Source organism: Type-C symbiont of Plautia stali (assembly GCF_059730935.1).
Genome location: NZ_AP035923.1, coordinates 2,400,021 through 2,417,811, shown reverse-complemented (window position 1 = coordinate 2,417,811; position 17,791 = coordinate 2,400,021). Strand labels below are relative to the sequence as shown.

Genomic DNA, 17,791 nt, shown 5'->3' with positions numbered 1-17,791 from the left:
CATAGAACACTTAATTCTGTGGCCGTATATATGTCGCGTCTATCAGGATGGAAAAAAATGGGTACATCAGAATTACTAAAACACATATATGACATCAATCTGTCATATTTATTGCTTGCACAGCGTTTGATAAACCAGGAAAAAGCTTCAGCAATGTTTCGTTTAGGTATCGATGAGCCAATGGCGGATGCATTGCAGCAATTGACTTTACCTGAGATGGTAAAATTAGCGGAAACCAATCAACTGGTTTGCCAGTTCCGCTTTACCGATCACAATCTTATTAACCGTTTAACGCAGGAATCACGTGTGGATGATTTGCAGCAAATCCACACCGGTATTTTATTATCCAGCCGTTTATTGCGCAGCGCATCGAAAGACGATGCCTCTGCTAAAAAGAGGGCGGTATAATGACCGAAAAAAGTATCGTTCAGGAAGCGCGTGATATTCAGCTGGCAATGGAGCTGATTACATTGGGCGCACGACTGCAGATGCTGGAAAGTGAAACCCAGCTGAGCCGCGGTCGCCTGATTAAACTGTACAAAGAGCTGCGTGGTGCACCCCCACCGAAAGGCATGCTGCCATTCTCTACCGACTGGTTCATGACCTGGGAACAAAATATTCATGCGTCGATGTTCTGCAACGCCTGGCAGTTTCTGCTGAAAACCCGGCTGAGCAGTGGCGTAGAGGCGGTTATCAAAGCGTATCGCCTGTATCTTGAGCAGTGTCCGCAATCGGACGAGGGCCCGCTGTTGGCGCTGACCCGCGCCTGGACCCTGGTGCGATTTGTTGAAAGTGGCATGCTGGAATTGTCTGACTGTAAATGCTGTGGCGGAAGCTTCATCAACCACGCGCATCAGCCGCCGGGCAGCTTTGTTTGCAGCCTGTGCCAGCCGCCATCACGTGCCGTAAAAAGACGTAAACTTTCTGCAGATTCTGCCGATACCTTTCCACAACTGCTGGATGAACAGGTTAAACGCGCCGTTTAAGTTTGTTCGCATCGTGGAAAGCATCCAGCAGCGGTTAATACCGCTGCTTTTTTTTTGCCCACACCCTGTGAATAACACCTGCGGCTCTCTGGCTTAACTTCCACCAACACGTTACGGACGTAAGGATGTTTTTGTGCTGATTATTGTGGGTTATATCGTAGTCCTCGGTTCCGTGCTGGGCGGTTACATGATGGTAGGCGGCCATCTGGGCGCGCTTTACCAGCCGTCGGAGTTGCTGATTATTGGCGGCGCCGGCATTGGTGCGTTTCTGGTGGGCAACAACGGCAAATCGATTAAAAAGACGCTAAAAGCGCTGCCTTTGTTAATGCGCGGCTCAAAATATAACAAAGCCGTATACATGGATTTAATGGCGCTGCTGTATCGCCTGATGGCGAAATCACGTCAGCAGGGCATGCTGTCGCTGGAACGCGATATTGAAGATCCCAGCCAGAGCGAAATTTTCGCTAACTATCCGCGTATTTTGTCCGATAAACCTTTAGTGGATTTTATTACCGACTATTTACGTCTGATGGTGAGCGGAAATATGAATGCTTTCGAGATCGAAGCCCTGATGGATGAAGAGATCGAAACCTATGAACACGAGTGCGAAGTACCAGCACAAAGCTTAGCGGCAGTCGGTGATGGCCTGCCGGCGTTTGGTATCGTCGCCGCGGTAATGGGCGTGGTGCACGCGCTGGCCTCCGCGGACCGCCCGGCGGCAGAACTGGGCGCACTGATTGCGCACGCCATGGTGGGAACCTTCCTCGGTATTCTGCTGGCTTACGGCTTCATTTCCCCGCTGGCATCCGTGCTGCGCCAGAAGTGCGCGGAAACCACCAAGATGATGCAGTGCGTCAAAGTCACGCTGCTCTCCAGCCTGAACGGTTATGCGCCGCAGATCGCCGTCGAGTTTGGTCGTAAAACCCTGTATTCCACCGAGCGTCCGTCCTTTACCGAGCTGGAAGAGCACGTGCGTAACGCGAAAAACCCGGCTAAGCAGACTTCGGATACGCCTTCATGAAGCATGGTAATCGCCCGATTGTGCTGGTCAAACGGCGCAAACATAAAAAGCATGAAGGCAGCCATGGCTCATGGAAGATTGCCTATGCCGACTTTATGACGGCGATGATGGCGTTCTTCATGGTGATGTGGCTGATCTCGATCGCCAATCCGCAGGAGCTGGTGCAGATTGCCGAATATTTTAAAACGCCGCTCAAGGTCGCCCTGACCGGCGGTCAGCGTAGCAGCGACAGCGAAAGTCCGATTCCCGGCGGCGGCGATGATCCGACGCAGAAGAAAGGCGAAGTGCAAAAACAGGTCGATATGGATGCGCAAAAGCGCCAGCTGGATGACATTCGCCTGAACCGGCTGCGTGAAAAACTCGACCAGCTGATTGAGGCCGATCCGCGCCTGAAAGCGCTGCGTCCGCATCTGATCATCAACATGGTGGAAGAGGGGCTGCGCATTCAGATTATCGATAGCCAGAACCGCCCGATGTTTAAAACCGGCAGCGCGGAAGTGGAGCCGTACATGCGCGATATCCTGCGCGCCATAGCGCCGCTGCTGAATGATATTCCTAACAAAATCAGTTTGTCCGGTCATACCGATGACTTCCAGTACGCCAGCGGCGATCGCGGCTACAGCAACTGGGAACTGTCGGCGGATCGTGCCAATGCCTCACGCCGCGAGCTGGTGGCGGGCGGACTGGACGGCGGCAAAATGCTGCGCGTGGTCGGCATGGCCGACACCATGAAACTGAAAAACCGCGGCGCCAACGACGCGGTGAACCGTCGTATCAGCCTGCTGGTGTTGAACCATGACACCGAAGCGGCGATTGAAAAAGAGAATGCCGAGAGCGATGCCGTTCAGGTGAGTGACCCGGCGCAGATTTTACCTAGCATTACCGCACCGGCTGGTCCGGCGGCGCCAACTGCCCCCACGAGTTCTACCGCAGCACCGGCCACACCGGCAGCCGCGGCGAATCCGCCGGCAGCGGCACCGCCCGCCGCCAGCGCGGTGACACCAGACCAACCCTCACAGCCGAGGTGATCCCGTGAGCATGGACATCAGCGATTTTTACCAGACGTTTTTTGATGAAGCCGATGAGCTGTTAGCGGATATGGAGCAACACCTGTTGGGACTGGATCCCCAGGAGCCCGATTCCGAGCAGTTGAATGCCATCTTCCGCGCCGCCCACTCCATTAAGGGCGGAGCCGGTACGTTTGGCTTTACGGTTTTACAGGAAACCACCCACATCCTGGAAAACATTCTGGATGGTGCGCGCCGTGGCGAAATGCAGCTCAGCACCGACATCATCAACCTGTTTTTGGAAACCAAAGATATTATGCAGGAACAGCTCGATGCCTATAAAACCGCGCAGGAGCCAAACGCAGAAAGCTTTAACTACATCTGTGAAGCCCTGCGCCAGCTGGCGCTGGAAGCCAAAGGAATAGCCCCGCAAGCCGCCGCACCGGTGGTGGCGCTCGCCGACGTGGCAGCACCTGCCGCGCCCGCCAGCAGCGGCCTGCGCCTGCAGCTGATCAATCTGAAAGAGAAAGAGCCGGATCTGCTGCTGGAAGAGCTGGGCAACCTCGGCACCCTGACCGATGTGGTGAAAGGCGCCAGCTCGCTGGAAGCCACTATCGACGGTGTCGGCAAAGACGATATCGTGGCGGTGCTGTGTTTCGTGATTGATGAAGCGCAGATTCAGTTCCCGCAGGACGCCGCACCCGCCGCCGTTGCCGCCGCGCCAGTCGCAGAGGCCGAAGCCGCAGCGCCGGTGCAGCAAACGGCGACCGTCACCGACATTACCCCGGCGGTGAAGCGTGAGAGCAAGCGTGCCGCCGCGCCCGCCAAAAGCAGCGAATCCAGCAGTATTCGCGTGGCGGTGGAAAAAGTTGACCAGCTGATCAACCTGGTCGGCGAGCTGGTGATTACCCAGTCAATGCTGGCGCAGCGCTCCGGTGCGCTGGATCCGGTGGCACATGGTGACCTGCTCAACAGTATGGGTCAGCTGGAGCGTAACGCCCGCGACCTGCAGGAATCGGTGATGTCGATTCGTATGATGCCGATGGAGTACGTGTTCAGCCGCTTCCCGCGTCTGGTGCGCGATCTGGCCAGCAAGCTGGGCAAAGAGGTTGAACTGACGCTGCTCGGCAGCTCAACCGAACTGGATAAGAGCCTGATTGAACGCATCATCGATCCGTTAACGCACCTGGTGCGTAACAGCCTCGACCACGGCATCGAAACGCCGGAAAAACGGCTGGCCGCCAGCAAAACGGCGGTCGGCAATCTGACGCTGTCCGCGGAACATCAGGGCGGCAACATCTGCATCGAAGTGATCGATGACGGTGCCGGCCTCAACCGTGAACGTATCCTGGCGAAAGCGCTCTCGTCCGGCCTGCCGGTCAGCGACAGCATGAGCGATGAAGAAGTCGGCATGCTGATCTTCGCGCCAGGCTTCTCGACCGCCGAGCAGGTGACCGACGTATCAGGCCGCGGCGTCGGCATGGACGTGGTGAAACGTAATATCCAGGAGATGGGCGGTCACGTCGAAATCTCCTCGAAGCAGGGCAAAGGCACCACCATTCGCATTCTGCTGCCGCTGACGCTGGCGATCCTCGACGGGATGTCGGTGCGCGTGGCAGACGAAGTGTTCATCCTGCCGCTGAACGCGGTGATGGAGTCACTGCAGCCCACGGCTGAAGAGCTGAAACCGCTGGCTGGTGGCGAGCGCGTACTGGAAGTGCGCGGCGAGTACCTGCCGCTGGTTGAGCTGTGGAACGTGTTTGACGTGCAGAACGCCAAAACCGACGCCACGCAGGGCATCGTGGTGATCCTGCAGAGCGCAGGACGTCGCTATGCGCTGCTGGTCGATCAGCTGATTGGTCAGCATCAGGTGGTGGTGAAGAACCTGGAAAGCAACTACCGCAAAGTGCCTGGCATTTCCGCCGCCACCATCCTCGGCGATGGCAGCGTTGCGCTGATTGTCGACGTATCGGCACTGCAATCATTGAACCGTGAGAAGCGTGTGGCCGGTGCCGCAGCGTAACAGATAACGAAAGGGTAAAAAAATGACTGACATGGCAACCGTGACGAAAATCGCCGGCGAAACCGTCGGCCAGGAGTTCCTGGTTTTCACCCTCGGTGACGAAGAGTACGGCATCGATATCCTTAAAGTGCAGGAGATTCGTGGTTACGATCAGGTAACGCGTATCGCTAACACGCCGGAGTTCATCAAGGGCGTGACTAACCTGCGTGGCGTGATTGTGCCGATTATCGACCTGCGCGTGAAGTTCTCGCAGCCGGACGTGGAGTACAACGAAAACACCGTGGTGATCGTGCTGAATCTTGAGCATCGCGTGGTCGGCATCGTGGTGGATGGCGTGTCTGACGTGCTGTCGCTGACGCAGGATCAGATCCGTCCGGCACCGGAATTTGCCGTCACCATGTCGACTGAGTACCTCACCGGCCTCGGTGCGCTGGGCGAGCGTATGCTGATTCTGGTCGACATCGAAAAACTGCTGAGCAGTGAAGAGATGGCGCTGGTGGATACGCTGCGTAGCGCATAATCGTTCGCAGAGAGTCACGGGTCGCTGATGCGGCCCGTGACTATTACATTCTTTATTAAACCGTTATAAATCAATAGCAAAGCCCACAAATATTTCCTGCCCTCGCTCAATATTCCCGCCGTCAGGTCGATAACTGTATCGCACGATTTTTCTTCATTTCCCAGGGCAAACTATGTTTACGAAAATCCGCGTTGTGACCAGCCTGTTGCTGGTGTTGTTGGTGTTTGGCGTACTGCAGCTGGCTTCCGGCTCGCTGTTTTTCAAAGCGCTGAGTGACGACAAAAAAAGTTTCAATACCTCTCAGCTGGCGAGCAAAAACATTGCCGCCATCAATGATGCTTACATGAGCCTTAACCAAAGCCGCGTGATCCTGACGCGTATCCAGCTGCGTATTGCCACCAGTAAACTGACCGGCACCGAAGCTGACATCAGTACGCTGTTCGGGCAGAGCAGGACGTTCCAGCAGACGGCGCAGGATAACTTCACGCTGTTTAAAAACACGCCGGACACGCCGGGCCAAAACCTGCAGCTCAATCAGCAGCTGGAACAGACCTATAAAGCTTACGCCAGCGCGCTGGCTGAGATGCAGCAGGTACTGCAGCACAACGATACCGCCGCAGCCGGCAAAGTACCGGTGGCCCCGACGCAAAGTGCCTTTCTGGAAAACTACACCCAATGGCGTGCCGATCAGGATCGTCTGACGGCGGCCGGCGTGGCGGCGAACAGCGCCGCTTACGAGCACATGATGTGGCTGCTGGGGCTGGTACTGGCGCTGGTGGTGGGCGTGATCGTGCTGTGCTGGTTCGGCCTGCGTAAGGTGCTGATTAAGCCGCTCAACGACAGCATCCAGCACATTGAACACATTGCGCAGGGCGATTTAACCCAGACCATCACCGTCGAAGGACGTAATGAAATGAGCCAGCTGGCGAGCAAGCTGCAGGAGATGCAGCAGGCGCTGGTGCGCACCGTCAGCAACGTGCGCGACGGCTCGGACGCCATTTTTACCGGCGCCAGCGAAATCTCCGCCGGCAATAACGATCTCTCGGCGCGTACCGAACAGCAGGCGGCGTCGCTGGAGCAGACCGCGGCCAGCATGGAGCAGCTCACCGCCACGGTGAAGCAGAACGCCGAGAACGCGCGGCAGGCCTCGCAGCTGGCGCTCAGCGCATCGGAAACCGCGCAGAAAGGCGGAGAAGTGGTGGAAGGCGTGGTGCGCACCATGCACGATATTGCCGGCAGTTCGAAGAAGATTGCCGACATTACCAGCGTGATTGACGGTATCGCTTTCCAGACCAACATCCTCGCGCTCAACGCCGCTGTCGAAGCGGCGCGCGCCGGGGAACAGGGCCGCGGCTTCGCGGTGGTGGCCGGTGAAGTGCGCAACCTTGCCCAGCGCAGCGCGCAGGCGGCGAAGGAGATCAAAGGGCTAATTGAAGACTCGGTGCGTCGCGTTGACAGCGGCTCACAGCTGGTCGGCACGGCGGGCAATACCATGGGCGAAATCGTCAATGCGGTAACGCGCGTCACCGACATCATGGGCGAGATCGCCTCGGCGTCAGACGAGCAGAGTCGCGGTATCGATCAGGTCGGCCAGGCGGTGACCGAGATGGACCGCGTCACGCAGCAGAACGCCTCGCTGGTGGAAGAGTCGGCGGCGGCGGCGGCCTCGCTGGAGGAGCAGGCCAGCCGTCTCAGCCAGTCGGTGGCGGTGTTCCGCATTCCACGTGGCGCTCAGCCTGTCAGCAGCACGGGTGTGCGCCATCCGCAGATCGCCCCCCCGCAGGCCAGTGCGCCACGCAAAGCGCTGACCGCGCCGGTCAGCGACGCCAACTGGGAAACGTTCTAAGCTGAAACGGGAGCGGACAGCGCGCCGCTCCCTCATCTCCTGCTTTCTTTACTTATAAAACGCTGTAAAAAAGCTTTAATTCAGCATTATCCCTCGTAAAGTCCGGTAAACCCTCTCAAATATTCAGCGCAGCGGTCGATAAACAGGGCGTAACCCCCTTTTTGGAGACACCATGTTAAAACGAATCAACGTCGTCACCAGCCTGATCGCCGTCCTGCTGGTGTTCGGTGCTATGCAATTACTGTCCGGCGGGCTGTTCTGGTCGGCATTACAAAAAGATAAAGAGGCGTTTGCTGTGGCACAAACGTCAAGTAATAACGTCGCTGCCATGTCCGATGCCTGGATTGAACTCAATCAAACCCGTACCGTGCTCAACCGCGCCATGCTGCGCATGCAGGGCAGCATGGCATCACAGACCAACGGCGGTCAGCTTAATGCACTGATCGCGCAGACGGAGAAACAGCTCGACACCGCGGCCGGCCACTATCAGCGTTATTACGATTTGCCAGCGACGCCGGGGCTGTCTGATGCGCTGCGCGATCGGCTGGAAGCGGATTATGCCGCGTTCAATAACGGCCTGAAGGCGATGCTGGCCCGGCTGAAAGCCAACGATCTGCAGGGCATGTTTGATCAGAACATTGAAGCCAAACAGGTCAAAATGAAAGCCACCTATGAAGAGTGGCGCAGCGCGCAGAGTGCTTTAGCCGCTGAGGGCGTGGCGCAGAACCAGCGTGCCTTCCACACTATGATGTGGCTGCTGGCGATTGTCGCCGTGATGGTGATCGCGGTAATTGTCGCCTGCTGGTTTGGCCTGCGCACGGTGCTGATTCAGCCGCTGCATCAGTTGCTCGGCCACATTCGCCATATCGCCGCAGGCGATCTGACGCAGACCATCACCGTTGAAGGGCGTAACGAAATGAGCCAGCTGGCCAGCAGTCTGCATGAGATGCAGCAGTCGCTGGTGCACACCGTCGGCAACGTACGCGACGGCTCGGACGCCATCTTTACCGGCGCCAGCGAAATTTCCGCTGGCAACAACGATCTCTCGGCGCGTACCGAACAGCAGGCGGCATCGCTGGAGCAGACCGCGGCCAGCATGGAGCAGCTCACCGCCACGGTGAAGCAGAACGCCGAGAACGCCCGGCAGGCCTCGCAGCTGGCGCTCAGCGCGTCGGAGACGGCACGCAAAGGTGGCGACGTGGTCGAAGGCGTGGTGCGCACCATGCATGACATCGCCGGCAGTTCGAAGAAGATCGCGGATATCACCAGCGTCATCGACGGCATTGCCTTCCAGACCAACATCCTGGCGCTTAACGCGGCGGTCGAAGCGGCGCGCGCCGGTGAGCAGGGCCGTGGTTTTGCCGTGGTAGCGGGCGAGGTGCGTAACCTGGCGCAGCGCAGCGCGCAGGCGGCGAAGGAGATCAAAGGACTGATTGACGATTCGGTCAGCCGGGTTAACGCCGGTTCGCAGCTGGTCGGCACCGCAGGTGACACCATGCAGGATATCGTCGGTGCGGTGACGCGCGTGACTGACATCATGGGCGAAATCGCTTCGGCCTCGGATGAGCAGAGCCGTGGCATCGACCAGGTGGGCCAGGCGGTGACCGAGATGGACCGCGTCACGCAGCAGAACGCCTCGCTGGTAGAAGAGTCGGCCGCTGCCGCGGCCTCGCTGGAGGAGCAGGCCAGCCGCCTGAGCCAGTCGGTGGCGGTGTTCCGCATTCCGCGCGCGTCGGCAGCGGCCCCTGTGCGTCCTTCGCTGACCACGACACCGCCGGCGGTGCGCAAAGCCGCTGCGGCCCCGGTGAGTGACGGAAACTGGGAAACGTTTTAATCATTGCCTGAATCGACCCTCTCCCGCCGCGGGAGAGGGTCGCGTGGCTGACCCTTCCCCGGTTTGCTGCTGGTCTTACCCCTTTCACCTCACATAAAGATCCGCGCCTGCGCGCCGATAACACCAGCGATCCGCCAATTAATGAGGTGTTTATGTTTAGTCGTGTTCGAGTGGTATCCGGCCTGCTGTGCGTGCTGGCGTTATTTGCCTTACTGCAGCTGTTTTCCGGAGGAATGTTTTTTTCAACGGTGAAAGCCGATAAAGATAATTTTGCGTACAACCAACGTCTTAGCACCCTGCAGCGGGCGATGGGCACCTCATGGGTTTCGCTGGTACAGGCGCGTAACACGCTGAACCGTGCCGGTATCCGCTATCTGCTGGATAGTCAGCAGGCCGGCTCCGGTGCCACGGTAAAAGATCTGGTGGCGCTGGCCAATACGGAGCTGAAAACCGCCGATCAGAGCTTTGCCGAGTTCAACGCTAACCTGTCGGAAAAGGGCAAAAGCGCAGAGAACGTGCTGACGCTGCAGGCCAACTACAACGCGTTTCGCGGGGCGCTGGCCGAGCTGATTGATTTTCTCAGTGCCGGTAACTTTAAAGGCTTTGTCGATCAGCCAACGCAGGGTTTTCAGGACAAATTTGAAAAGGATTACAACGCCTGGCTCGCCTACAACATTGTGCTGGCAAAACAGGGCATTGACGCCAACGAGAGCGCTTACCAACACGCGATTATGCTGGTGGTCGGCACGCTGCTGGTGACGCTGCTGGTGATTGCGCTGGTGTGGAGCGGCATGCGTACGGCGCTGATCCGTCCGCTGCAGCAGAGCATTGAGCACATCCGCCATATTGCGCGCGGCGATCTGACGCAGCCGGTCGATCTCAGTGTACGCAACGAAATGGGCGACCTGCTCAGTTCGCTGCAGCACATGCAGCAGGAGCTGGCGCGCACCGTACGCATCGTGCGCGACGGTTCGGACGCCATCTACACCGGCGCCAGCGAAATCGCCATGGGCAACAACGATCTCTCTTCGCGTACCGAACAGCAGGCCGCATCGCTGGAGCAGACCGCGGCCAGCATGGAGCAGTTGACCGCCACCGTGAAGCAGAACGCGGAAAACGCCCGTCAGGCGTCGCAGCTGGCGCTGAACGCGTCCGAAACGGCGCAGCAGGGCGGCAAAGTGGTCGATGGCGTGGTCAGTACCATGAAGGACATCGCCGGCAGCTCGAAGAAGATTGCCGATATCACCAGCGTGATTGACGGTATCGCCTTCCAGACCAATATCCTCGCGCTGAACGCCGCGGTGGAAGCGGCACGCGCCGGTGAGCAGGGGCGTGGTTTCGCTGTGGTCGCGGGCGAGGTGCGCAGTCTGGCCCAGCGCAGCGCGCAGGCGGCGAAGGAGATCAAAGGCCTGATTGAAGATTCGGTCAGCCGCGTCAATACCGGCTCGGTGCTGGTAGAGAGCGCGGGCGAAACCATGAGCGAGATCGTCAACGCGGTGACCCGCGTGACCGACATCATGGGCGAAATCGCCTCGGCTTCCGATGAGCAGAGCCGCGGTATCGACCAGGTTGGCCTGGCGGTGAACGAGATGGACCGCGTCACCCAGCAGAACGCCGCGCTGGTGGAAGAGTCCGCGACGGCGGCAGCGGCGCTGGAAGATCAGGCCAGCCGACTGAAACAGTCGGTGGCGGTGTTCAATATTGGTAAAGAATTTGTCGCCCAGGCCGTTAACGTAACTACAGCGCCAAAAATTGCGCGTCCGTCTGCACCGCAGGCGCTGGCGCCAGCGGCAGGAGCTCGTGGCGCTGACGATAACTGGGAAACCTTTTAACCCTTGTGGCCGCCGCAGGGCGGCCCGTGTGAATGGTGTGCACTGGCAGCACAGTAGCAACCGCAGTATCACAATTTAATCAGTTTGTTGCCGGGTGACCCGAAATGAAGAAATCGACGTTATTGGATCAAAATGAAGCCACGACGCTGCTCTCACAAATGGTGCAGCGCCTGCCGCTTTCCGATACACATTTTCGTCGTATCAGCCAGCTGATCTATCAGCGCGCGGGCATCGTGCTGGCCGACCACAAACGCGAGATGGTTTACAACCGTCTGGTACGTCGGCTGCGCATGCTGAATATTGATGATTTTGGTCGCTATCTGGCGCTGCTGGAGCAGGACCCGAACAGTGCCGAGTGGCAGGCGTTTATTAACGCACTGACCACCAACCTGACCTCATTTTTCCGTGAGGCGCACCACTTCCCGATTCTGGCAGAGCATGCGCGCAAACGCAGCGGCAACTACAGCGTGTGGAGCACCGCCGCCTCAACCGGTGAAGAGCCGTACTCGATTGCCATGACGCTGGCGGAAACGCTGGGCACCGGACCGGGGAAATTTTCCGTCCACGCCAGTGATATTGATACCCAGGTGCTGGAGAAAGCGGTAGCGGGCGTTTATCGCCAGGAGGAGCTGCGCACCTTATCGCAGTCGCAGCTGCAGCGCTTCTTCCTGCGCGGCACCGGTCCGCACGCCGGTATGGTGCGCGTGCGCAGCGAGCTGGCCAACATGGTGAACTATGCGCAGCTCAATTTACTGGCGCACGACTGGGCGTTGCCGGGGCCGTTCGACGCGATTTTCTGTCGTAACGTGATGATCTATTTCGATAAAGAGACGCAGGAACAAATTCTGCGCCGTTTTGTTCCCCTGCTGAAGCCGGGCGGTCTGTTGTTTGCCGGGCATTCGGAAAACTTCAGTCAGATCAGTAAAGAGTTCTGGCTGCGTGGACAGACTGTCTATGGACTGACCAAGGAAAGACGATGAGCAAAATCACCGTGATGTGCGTGGATGACTCCGCGCTGATGCGCCAGTTGATGACGGAGATCATCAACAGCCATCCCGATATGGAGATGGTCGCGACGGCGCCGGACCCGCTGGTAGCGCGGGATTTGATCAAACAGTACAACCCGCAGGTGCTGACGCTGGATGTCGAAATGCCGCGTATGGATGGCCTCGACTTCCTTGAAAAACTGATGCGCCTGCGGCCGATGCCGGTGGTGATGGTTTCGTCGCTGACCGGTAAAGGATCGGAAGTGACGCTGCGTGCGCTGGAGTTAGGCGCGGTAGATTTCGTCACCAAGCCGCAGCTCGGCATCCGTGAAGGCATGCTGGCCTACAGCCAGATGATTGCCGACAAGATTCGCGCCGCCGCGCGCGCCAAACTGCATGCGCGTGCCGCCACGCCGCAGCCGGTGATGCTGAAAGCGGGACCGCTGCTGAGCAGTGAAAAGCTGATTGCTATCGGCTCTTCAACCGGCGGCACCGAGGCGATTCGCCATGTGCTGCAGCCGCTGCCGGCCACCAGTCCGGCGCTGCTGATTACGCAGCATATGCCGCCCGGTTTTACCCGCTCGTTTGCCGAGCGGCTGAACAAGCTGTGCCAGATTACCGTGAAAGAGGCGGAAGACGGCGAGCGTATTTTGCCCGGTCACGCCTATATCGCGCCGGGCGCGATGCACATGGAGCTGGCGCGCAGCGGTGCCAACTACGTGGTGAAACTGAACGACGGACCGCCGGTGAACCGCCATAAACCGTCGGTGGACGTCCTGTTCCGCTCGGTTGCGGTCAACGCCGGGCGAAATGCAGTGGGGGTCATTCTGACCGGCATGGGCAACGACGGCGCGGCCGGGATGCTGGAAATGCACCGCGCCGGCGCGTGGACCATCGCCCAGGATGAAGCCAGCTGTGTGGTATTTGGTATGCCGCGCGAAGCGATAGCGATGGGCGGCACCAGTGAAGTGGTCGATCTGGGCCACATCAGCCAGCATATGCTGGCCAAAATTAGCGCCGGACAGGCATTGCGAATTTAACGAGCCGGTCCTGCCGGACAAGACAACACAGGAGTAGATATGGCTGATAAAAACATGCGCTTTTTGGTAGTGGACGACTTCAACACGATGCGTCGTATCGTCCGTAACCTGCTGAAAGAGCTGGGATTCAATAACGTGGAAGAGGCCGAGGATGGCGTCGACGCCCTGACCAAACTGCGTGCAGGCGGCTTCGATTTCGTTATCTCTGACTGGAACATGCCGAACATGGACGGTCTGGAACTGCTGCAGACCATTCGTGCTGACGCCACGCTGGGCAAACTGCCGGTGCTGATGGTCACTGCCGAAGCCAAGAAAGAGAACATCATCGCCGCCGCGCAGGCCGGTGCCAGCGGTTACGTGGTGAAGCCTTTCACCGCCGCCACGCTGGAAGAGAAGTTGGGCAAAATCTTCGAAAAACTGGGTATGTAAGGAGATGTGATGAGCGACCTTCCGAAACCAACTGAAGAAGCTTCGGCACACGAGATTATTGCCCGGATTGGCTCTCTGACACGTATGCTGCGTGACAGCCTGCGCGAACTAGGGCTGGATCAGGCCATTGCCGAAGCGGCAGAAGCGATTCCGGACGCGCGTGACCGTCTGGATTATGTGGTGCAGATGACCGCACAGGCAGCGGAACGTGCGCTGAACTGTGTGGAAGCGGCGCAGCCACACCAGGACCAGATGGAAGCCGGCGCCACCCAGCTGAAAGGCCGCTGGGATGCCTGGTTTGAAAACCCGATCGAGCTGGCGGATGCACGCGAGTTGGTTTCGGATACGCGCCAGTTCCTTGACGACGTTCCGTCTCACACGGCGTACACCAACAAGCAGCTGCTGGAAATCATGATGGCGCAGGATTTCCAGGACCTGACCGGTCAGGTAATCAAGCGCATGATGGATGTGATCCAGGAGATCGAACGCCAGCTGCTGATGGTACTGCTGGAGAACATGCCGGAAGCCAATGCGGCGGCACGTAAAGAGGGCAACAGCCTGCTGAACGGTCCGCAGATCCATGCTAACGCGCCAGGTGTGGTTTCCAGCCAGGACCAGGTTGACGACCTGCTGGACAGTTTAGGTTTTTAATGCTGATCGGGTGTTCAACCCGCATCCGAACCCTCTCCCGCCCGGGAGAGGGGACCGCACGACGTGTTTTCCCGTCTGATCGCCCTGCATGCCCTTGGGTGGCGTAAATTCTGAAACATAGCAAGACAAGTCCTACGTTGGCGCGAGGATATGTTAAGGTAACCTCGTACAGTTTTGTGAGCTACTTCAAATTCTAAACTGAAACGACTACTCTTTTGCTATGCTGCCATTGGTTCTGACCCGCAAAATTTTCGCTGCTGTAACCTTCGGGGCCCCTGTACTGGTGGCCGTTGCGCCTGCGCAGGCCTTCACTGGCAACAGCGACGTCTCCGCAACACCGTTTGCCGATCCGGCACGTTTCCAGAAAATCGCTGATGGATTACCGGCGCTGGGCTATCAGGACGATACATCGGCGTTCAGTAAAAAGCTGGCGGGCATTGCCAAAAGCATCGGCGAGGCCAGCCAGAACAGCGACAGCGATACCACGCTGGGTCAGCAGGCCGGTATCTGGGCGTTTAACCATTTTCGTGATGAGGTTGCCACCCGGGTGGCGGATGAAGGGCAGTCGCTGCTGTCGCCTTATGGCCAGGCACAGATCGATCTCAACGTCGATATGGAGGGCAACTTCAGCGGCAGCGGGGCTTCGCTGCTGACGCCATGGGCCGATCGCTACAATTACCTCACGTTCAGCCAGCTGGGCGTACACCAGACCGATGACGGGCTGGTGGGCAATGCCGGGCTGGGACAGCGCTGGGTGGCCGGCAGCTGGCTGCTGGGCTATAACGGCTTCGTTGATCGGCTGTTTGACAGCGGCTTGCAGCGCGCTTCGCTGGGCACCGAGGCCTGGAGCGACTACCTGCGCTTATCCGCCAACTACTACACGCCGTTGTCCGGCTGGCGCAATCGCAACCCGTTCCAGCAGCAGCGGCTGGCGCGTGGGTATGATGTCACTACCCAGGGCTATCTGCCGTTTTACCGCCAGCTGGGCGTGTCGGTCAGCTGGCAGCAGTATCTCGGCAACAATGTCGATCTGTTTAATTCCGGCAACAGCTACCACAATCCTTCAGCGCTGACGCTGGGCGTCTCCTACACGCCAGTGCCGCTGGTCACCGTATCGGCCAGCCACAAAACCAGTAATGAAGGCGAGAGCCAGGATCAGCTCGGCTTACGTCTCAACTACCGCTTTGGCGTGGCGCTCAGTCAGCAGCTCAATCCGGATAACGTCGCCGCCGCGCGTTCGCTGCGCGGTAGTCGCTATGATTTGGTCACGCGCAGCAATACGCCGGTGCTGGAGTTCCGCCAGCGTAAAACCCTGTCGGTATTCCTCGCCACGCCGCCGTGGCAGCTCAATGCGGGCGAGAGTTTGCCGCTGAAACTGCAGATCCGCAGTGCACATCCAATCAGTAAAGTCAGCTGGCAGGGCGATACGCAGGCGCTGAGCCTGACGCCGGGTGCCGATCCCAACGATCCACAGGGCTGGAGTATCATTATGCCGGCGTGGGATGCGTCGCCTGAGGCGAACAACAGTTATCGCCTGTCGGTGACGCTGGAGGACAGCAAGCAAAATCGCGTGACTTCCAACTGGATTACGCTGCAGGTGCAGCCGCCGGTGATGCTGGAGCAGGGGGGCGAAAACCGCTTCGACCTACTGGCGCCATAATCAGCGCGGCACCAGAGAAAAAGGGCAGCCGGAGCTGCCCTTTGCTGCATCCTCAGCCGACACTTGCCGGGATGCCATGAGGGTAAATCATCATCAGAACTGGTACACCAGACCGACCGCGGTAATATCGTCGGTTTTCAGGCGCAGCGCGTTGTCATCTTTCAGCAGGTTGATGCGGTATTCGCTGTAGACCGACATGTTCTTGTTGAAGTAGTAGGTGGCACCCACGGACGCGTATTTGAACAGCCAGGCGTCGCCGACGTTTTCAATATTTTTGCCCTTTGAGCTCACGTAGCCCAGCGACGGACGGAAACCGTTCAGGAACTGATACTGCGCCACGGCTTCAAAATTCACCGCTTTGTTGGCGAACCCGATGTTACCGATTGGCGTAGCGTTGTGGGATTCGCCGTAGATGGTCGCCAGATAGAGCTGGTTAGCATCATATTTCACCCCGGTTTCCCAGTGTTCGGCTTTCTCACCTCTGCCGTAAGTGGCAAGGTTTTGCGCGCTGACGCGATTGAGGCTGGCATAGGCGGCAACCGCGCTCAGGCCAAAGTCGGTGTCATACGAGGTGGAAAGGGCGAAACCATCACCGTTGGAGCGGCGTACCGCCAGGTTTGGCGTTGCCGCGCTGTCGCTGCGCTCGTTCTTGCCTTCGTACTGCGCTGCGACGTTCCAGCCTTTAACCAGACCGAAGAAATCTTTGTTACGCCAGGTCAGCACGCCGGTGGAGCGACCGGACAGGAAAGCATCGACATAACCGGAATCACCGCCGAAGAAAGGCAGCATATCGGTATAGCCCAGCACGTCATAAATCAGACCATAGTTACGGCCATAGTCGATCGAACCAAACTGCGCAAACTTCAGACCCGCATAGCCGAGGCGGGTTTTGTTACCGGCCTGGGCATCGGCACCTTCCGTGTTACGCAGGCTGAACTGCGATTGCCAGAAACCGTAGCCGGTCAGCTGATCGGTAATTTTGGTTTCGCCCTTAAAACCGATACGGACATACGATGAGGTATCACCATCATTGGTGGTGTCATCGGAGAACAGGTGCGACACGTTGATTTTGCCGACCAGATCCAGCTTGTTACCATCCTTATTATAGATTTCAGCGGCCTGAGCCACAGAAAATCCCAGCAGCAATGGCATGACCGCTGCCAGTAAAGTGCGCTTCATCATTTATATTTTTACCCTGTGTTATTTTTTAATTTTTTAAGCCCCTGGTGGGGTGACAAGAAAATGACACAAAAGGATAAAGATCAGTAGTGCAATAGTTGTAACAAATAATTTCTTATTGGCTATTTGTGCGATTTTTATACGCCAATTCCATTATTCGGAAATGGGAATCGCTTTTACTTATCATGATTAAGTGAGCGTTTAATCGACGATTAATATTTATATTATTGATAAGTAATGATTAAAGTAAGAGGGGTATGACTTAATAAAAATAGCGTTTTATTGCCTTAAATAGCACAAGCCTATGCCTTAAAGTTCAATGCTTATGAATCAAAGCAGGCTGATAGTCACCCCGTAAATTATCCGCATTGACGCACTGTGTCGGTTTATTTCAGGCTAAATAATATCCCGATCTTTAATACGTTTAATTACCGGCCAGCCTGGCGCAAGGTAGCCAAAATAAGTTAATCAGTTGTTACTTATAAGCGGCCGACCTGCACCACGCCGATGCCTGAACCGGGCTGTCACTTGCACCCGTTAAGCGCAGTGCGCCCCAAAATGGCGCAGCAGACGCCTCATTTTGGCGAAATATCTGCTGTGCGATCACAAAAGCAATATTTCATTTTGCGAATGCATAAATCTGCTAAACAAATTACTACGGTGCCGCTGTCATCGGATGGTTATTCACTTTTTATGCATTAAATGTGCATAGTGAAAGGGTGTAAATCATTGATATTTCGTTGTCTAACCTGATTTATGCATTTTTTCCTCTGGCTG

15 protein-coding genes are annotated in these 17,791 nt (G+C 57.4%); 14 read left to right on the top strand and 1 reads right to left on the bottom strand.

Annotation, left to right across the window (positions count from 1 at the left end; genetic code table 11):
- The first annotated feature begins 57 nt into the window (after positions 1 to 57).
- From flhD to AC6I7J_RS11275, 14 genes are all read left to right on the top strand, one after another.
- A complete protein-coding gene (flhD, locus tag AC6I7J_RS11340; RefSeq protein WP_058769677.1) occupies positions 58 to 408 on the top strand; it encodes a flagellar transcriptional regulator FlhD in 351 nt (116 codons plus the stop codon).
- Positions 408 to 986: a flagellar transcriptional regulator FlhC gene (gene flhC / locus AC6I7J_RS11335; RefSeq protein WP_021506282.1), complete on the top strand. Its 579-nt coding sequence runs from the start codon at positions 408 to 410 to the stop codon at positions 984 to 986. Before flhD ends, flhC begins: the two co-directional genes overlap by 1 nt.
- A 133-nt stretch (positions 987 to 1,119) precedes the next feature.
- On the top strand, positions 1,120 to 2,007 hold the full coding sequence (gene motA, locus AC6I7J_RS11330) for a flagellar motor stator protein MotA (protein ID WP_021506281.1): 888 nt from the start codon (positions 1,120 to 1,122) through the stop codon (positions 2,005 to 2,007).
- Positions 2,004 to 3,035 carry a flagellar motor protein MotB gene (gene motB, locus AC6I7J_RS11325; RefSeq protein ID WP_498005702.1) on the top strand — a complete coding sequence of 344 codons (1,032 nt, stop codon included), beginning with the start codon at positions 2,004 to 2,006 and terminating at the stop codon, positions 3,033 to 3,035. The genes motA and motB overlap by 4 nt, the downstream gene beginning before the upstream one ends.
- A 10-nt stretch (positions 3,036 to 3,045) precedes the next feature.
- A complete protein-coding gene (cheA, locus tag AC6I7J_RS11320) occupies positions 3,046 to 5,037 on the top strand; it encodes a chemotaxis protein CheA (protein WP_168714941.1) in 1,992 nt (663 codons plus the stop codon).
- Positions 5,038 to 5,059: 22 nt separating this feature from the next.
- Positions 5,060 to 5,557 (top strand): chemotaxis protein CheW, encoded by a 498-nt coding sequence (gene cheW, locus AC6I7J_RS11315; protein WP_021506278.1) that lies wholly within the window; start codon positions 5,060 to 5,062, stop codon positions 5,555 to 5,557.
- 172 nt (positions 5,558 to 5,729) lie between these two features.
- Complete coding sequence (locus AC6I7J_RS11310; RefSeq protein ID WP_211726250.1) at positions 5,730 to 7,403, top strand: methyl-accepting chemotaxis protein; 1,674 nt, start codon at positions 5,730 to 5,732, stop codon at positions 7,401 to 7,403.
- A 172-nt stretch (positions 7,404 to 7,575) separates the two neighbouring features.
- Entirely contained in the window at positions 7,576 to 9,237 is a 1,662-nt protein-coding gene (locus AC6I7J_RS11305; RefSeq protein WP_494260050.1) for a methyl-accepting chemotaxis protein, read from the top strand.
- A gap of 152 nt (positions 9,238 to 9,389) precedes the next feature.
- Positions 9,390 to 11,069 (top strand): methyl-accepting chemotaxis protein, encoded by a 1,680-nt coding sequence (locus tag AC6I7J_RS11300; protein WP_058785637.1) that lies wholly within the window; start codon positions 9,390 to 9,392, stop codon positions 11,067 to 11,069.
- A 104-nt stretch (positions 11,070 to 11,173) separates the two neighbouring features.
- Positions 11,174 to 12,049 (top strand): protein-glutamate O-methyltransferase CheR, encoded by an 876-nt coding sequence (cheR, locus tag AC6I7J_RS11295; protein WP_031279190.1) that lies wholly within the window; start codon positions 11,174 to 11,176, stop codon positions 12,047 to 12,049.
- Positions 12,046 to 13,095 (top strand): protein-glutamate methylesterase/protein-glutamine glutaminase, encoded by a 1,050-nt coding sequence (locus AC6I7J_RS11290; RefSeq protein ID WP_021506273.1) that lies wholly within the window; start codon positions 12,046 to 12,048, stop codon positions 13,093 to 13,095. Before cheR ends, AC6I7J_RS11290 begins: the two co-directional genes overlap by 4 nt.
- 39 nt (positions 13,096 to 13,134) lie before the next feature.
- Positions 13,135 to 13,524, top strand: coding sequence for a chemotaxis response regulator CheY (gene cheY, locus AC6I7J_RS11285; protein ID WP_021506272.1), 390 nt, complete (start codon positions 13,135 to 13,137; stop codon positions 13,522 to 13,524).
- A gap of 9 nt (positions 13,525 to 13,533) precedes the next feature.
- Complete coding sequence (gene cheZ / locus AC6I7J_RS11280) at positions 13,534 to 14,175, top strand: protein phosphatase CheZ (protein ID WP_058757663.1); 642 nt, start codon at positions 13,534 to 13,536, stop codon at positions 14,173 to 14,175.
- Between the two features lie 220 nt (positions 14,176 to 14,395).
- Positions 14,396 to 15,835: a YchO/YchP family invasin gene (locus tag AC6I7J_RS11275; RefSeq protein ID WP_215480232.1), complete on the top strand. Its 1,440-nt coding sequence runs from the start codon at positions 14,396 to 14,398 to the stop codon at positions 15,833 to 15,835.
- A gap of 93 nt (positions 15,836 to 15,928) precedes the next feature.
- On the opposite strand, the gene AC6I7J_RS11270 is transcribed toward AC6I7J_RS11275, so the two are convergent.
- Positions 15,929 to 17,017 (bottom strand): porin, encoded by a 1,089-nt coding sequence (locus AC6I7J_RS11270; protein WP_136547202.1) that lies wholly within the window; start codon positions 17,015 to 17,017, stop codon positions 15,929 to 15,931.
- Positions 17,018 to 17,791 lie beyond the last annotated feature (774 nt).

Coding starts and splice junctions, on each gene's coding strand:
- cheW (WP_021506278.1), top strand. CDS start 5,060: ATGACTGACATGGCAACCGTGACGAAAATCGCCGGCGAAACCGTCGGC.
- motB (WP_498005702.1), top strand. CDS start 2,004: ATGAAGCATGGTAATCGCCCGATTGTGCTGGTCAAACGGCGCAAACAT.
- flhC (WP_021506282.1), top strand. CDS start 408: ATGACCGAAAAAAGTATCGTTCAGGAAGCGCGTGATATTCAGCTGGCA.
- AC6I7J_RS11305 (WP_494260050.1), top strand. CDS start 7,576: ATGTTAAAACGAATCAACGTCGTCACCAGCCTGATCGCCGTCCTGCTG.
- AC6I7J_RS11270 (WP_136547202.1), bottom strand. CDS start 17,017: ATGATGAAGCGCACTTTACTGGCAGCGGTCATGCCATTGCTGCTGGGA.
- cheZ (WP_058757663.1), top strand. CDS start 13,534: ATGAGCGACCTTCCGAAACCAACTGAAGAAGCTTCGGCACACGAGATT.
- cheA (WP_168714941.1), top strand. CDS start 3,046: ATGGACATCAGCGATTTTTACCAGACGTTTTTTGATGAAGCCGATGAG.
- AC6I7J_RS11275 (WP_215480232.1), top strand. CDS start 14,396: ATGCTGCCATTGGTTCTGACCCGCAAAATTTTCGCTGCTGTAACCTTC.
- cheR (WP_031279190.1), top strand. CDS start 11,174: ATGAAGAAATCGACGTTATTGGATCAAAATGAAGCCACGACGCTGCTC.
- AC6I7J_RS11290 (WP_021506273.1), top strand. CDS start 12,046: ATGAGCAAAATCACCGTGATGTGCGTGGATGACTCCGCGCTGATGCGC.
- flhD (WP_058769677.1), top strand. CDS start 58: ATGGGTACATCAGAATTACTAAAACACATATATGACATCAATCTGTCA.
- AC6I7J_RS11300 (WP_058785637.1), top strand. CDS start 9,390: ATGTTTAGTCGTGTTCGAGTGGTATCCGGCCTGCTGTGCGTGCTGGCG.
- cheY (WP_021506272.1), top strand. CDS start 13,135: ATGGCTGATAAAAACATGCGCTTTTTGGTAGTGGACGACTTCAACACG.
- AC6I7J_RS11310 (WP_211726250.1), top strand. CDS start 5,730: ATGTTTACGAAAATCCGCGTTGTGACCAGCCTGTTGCTGGTGTTGTTG.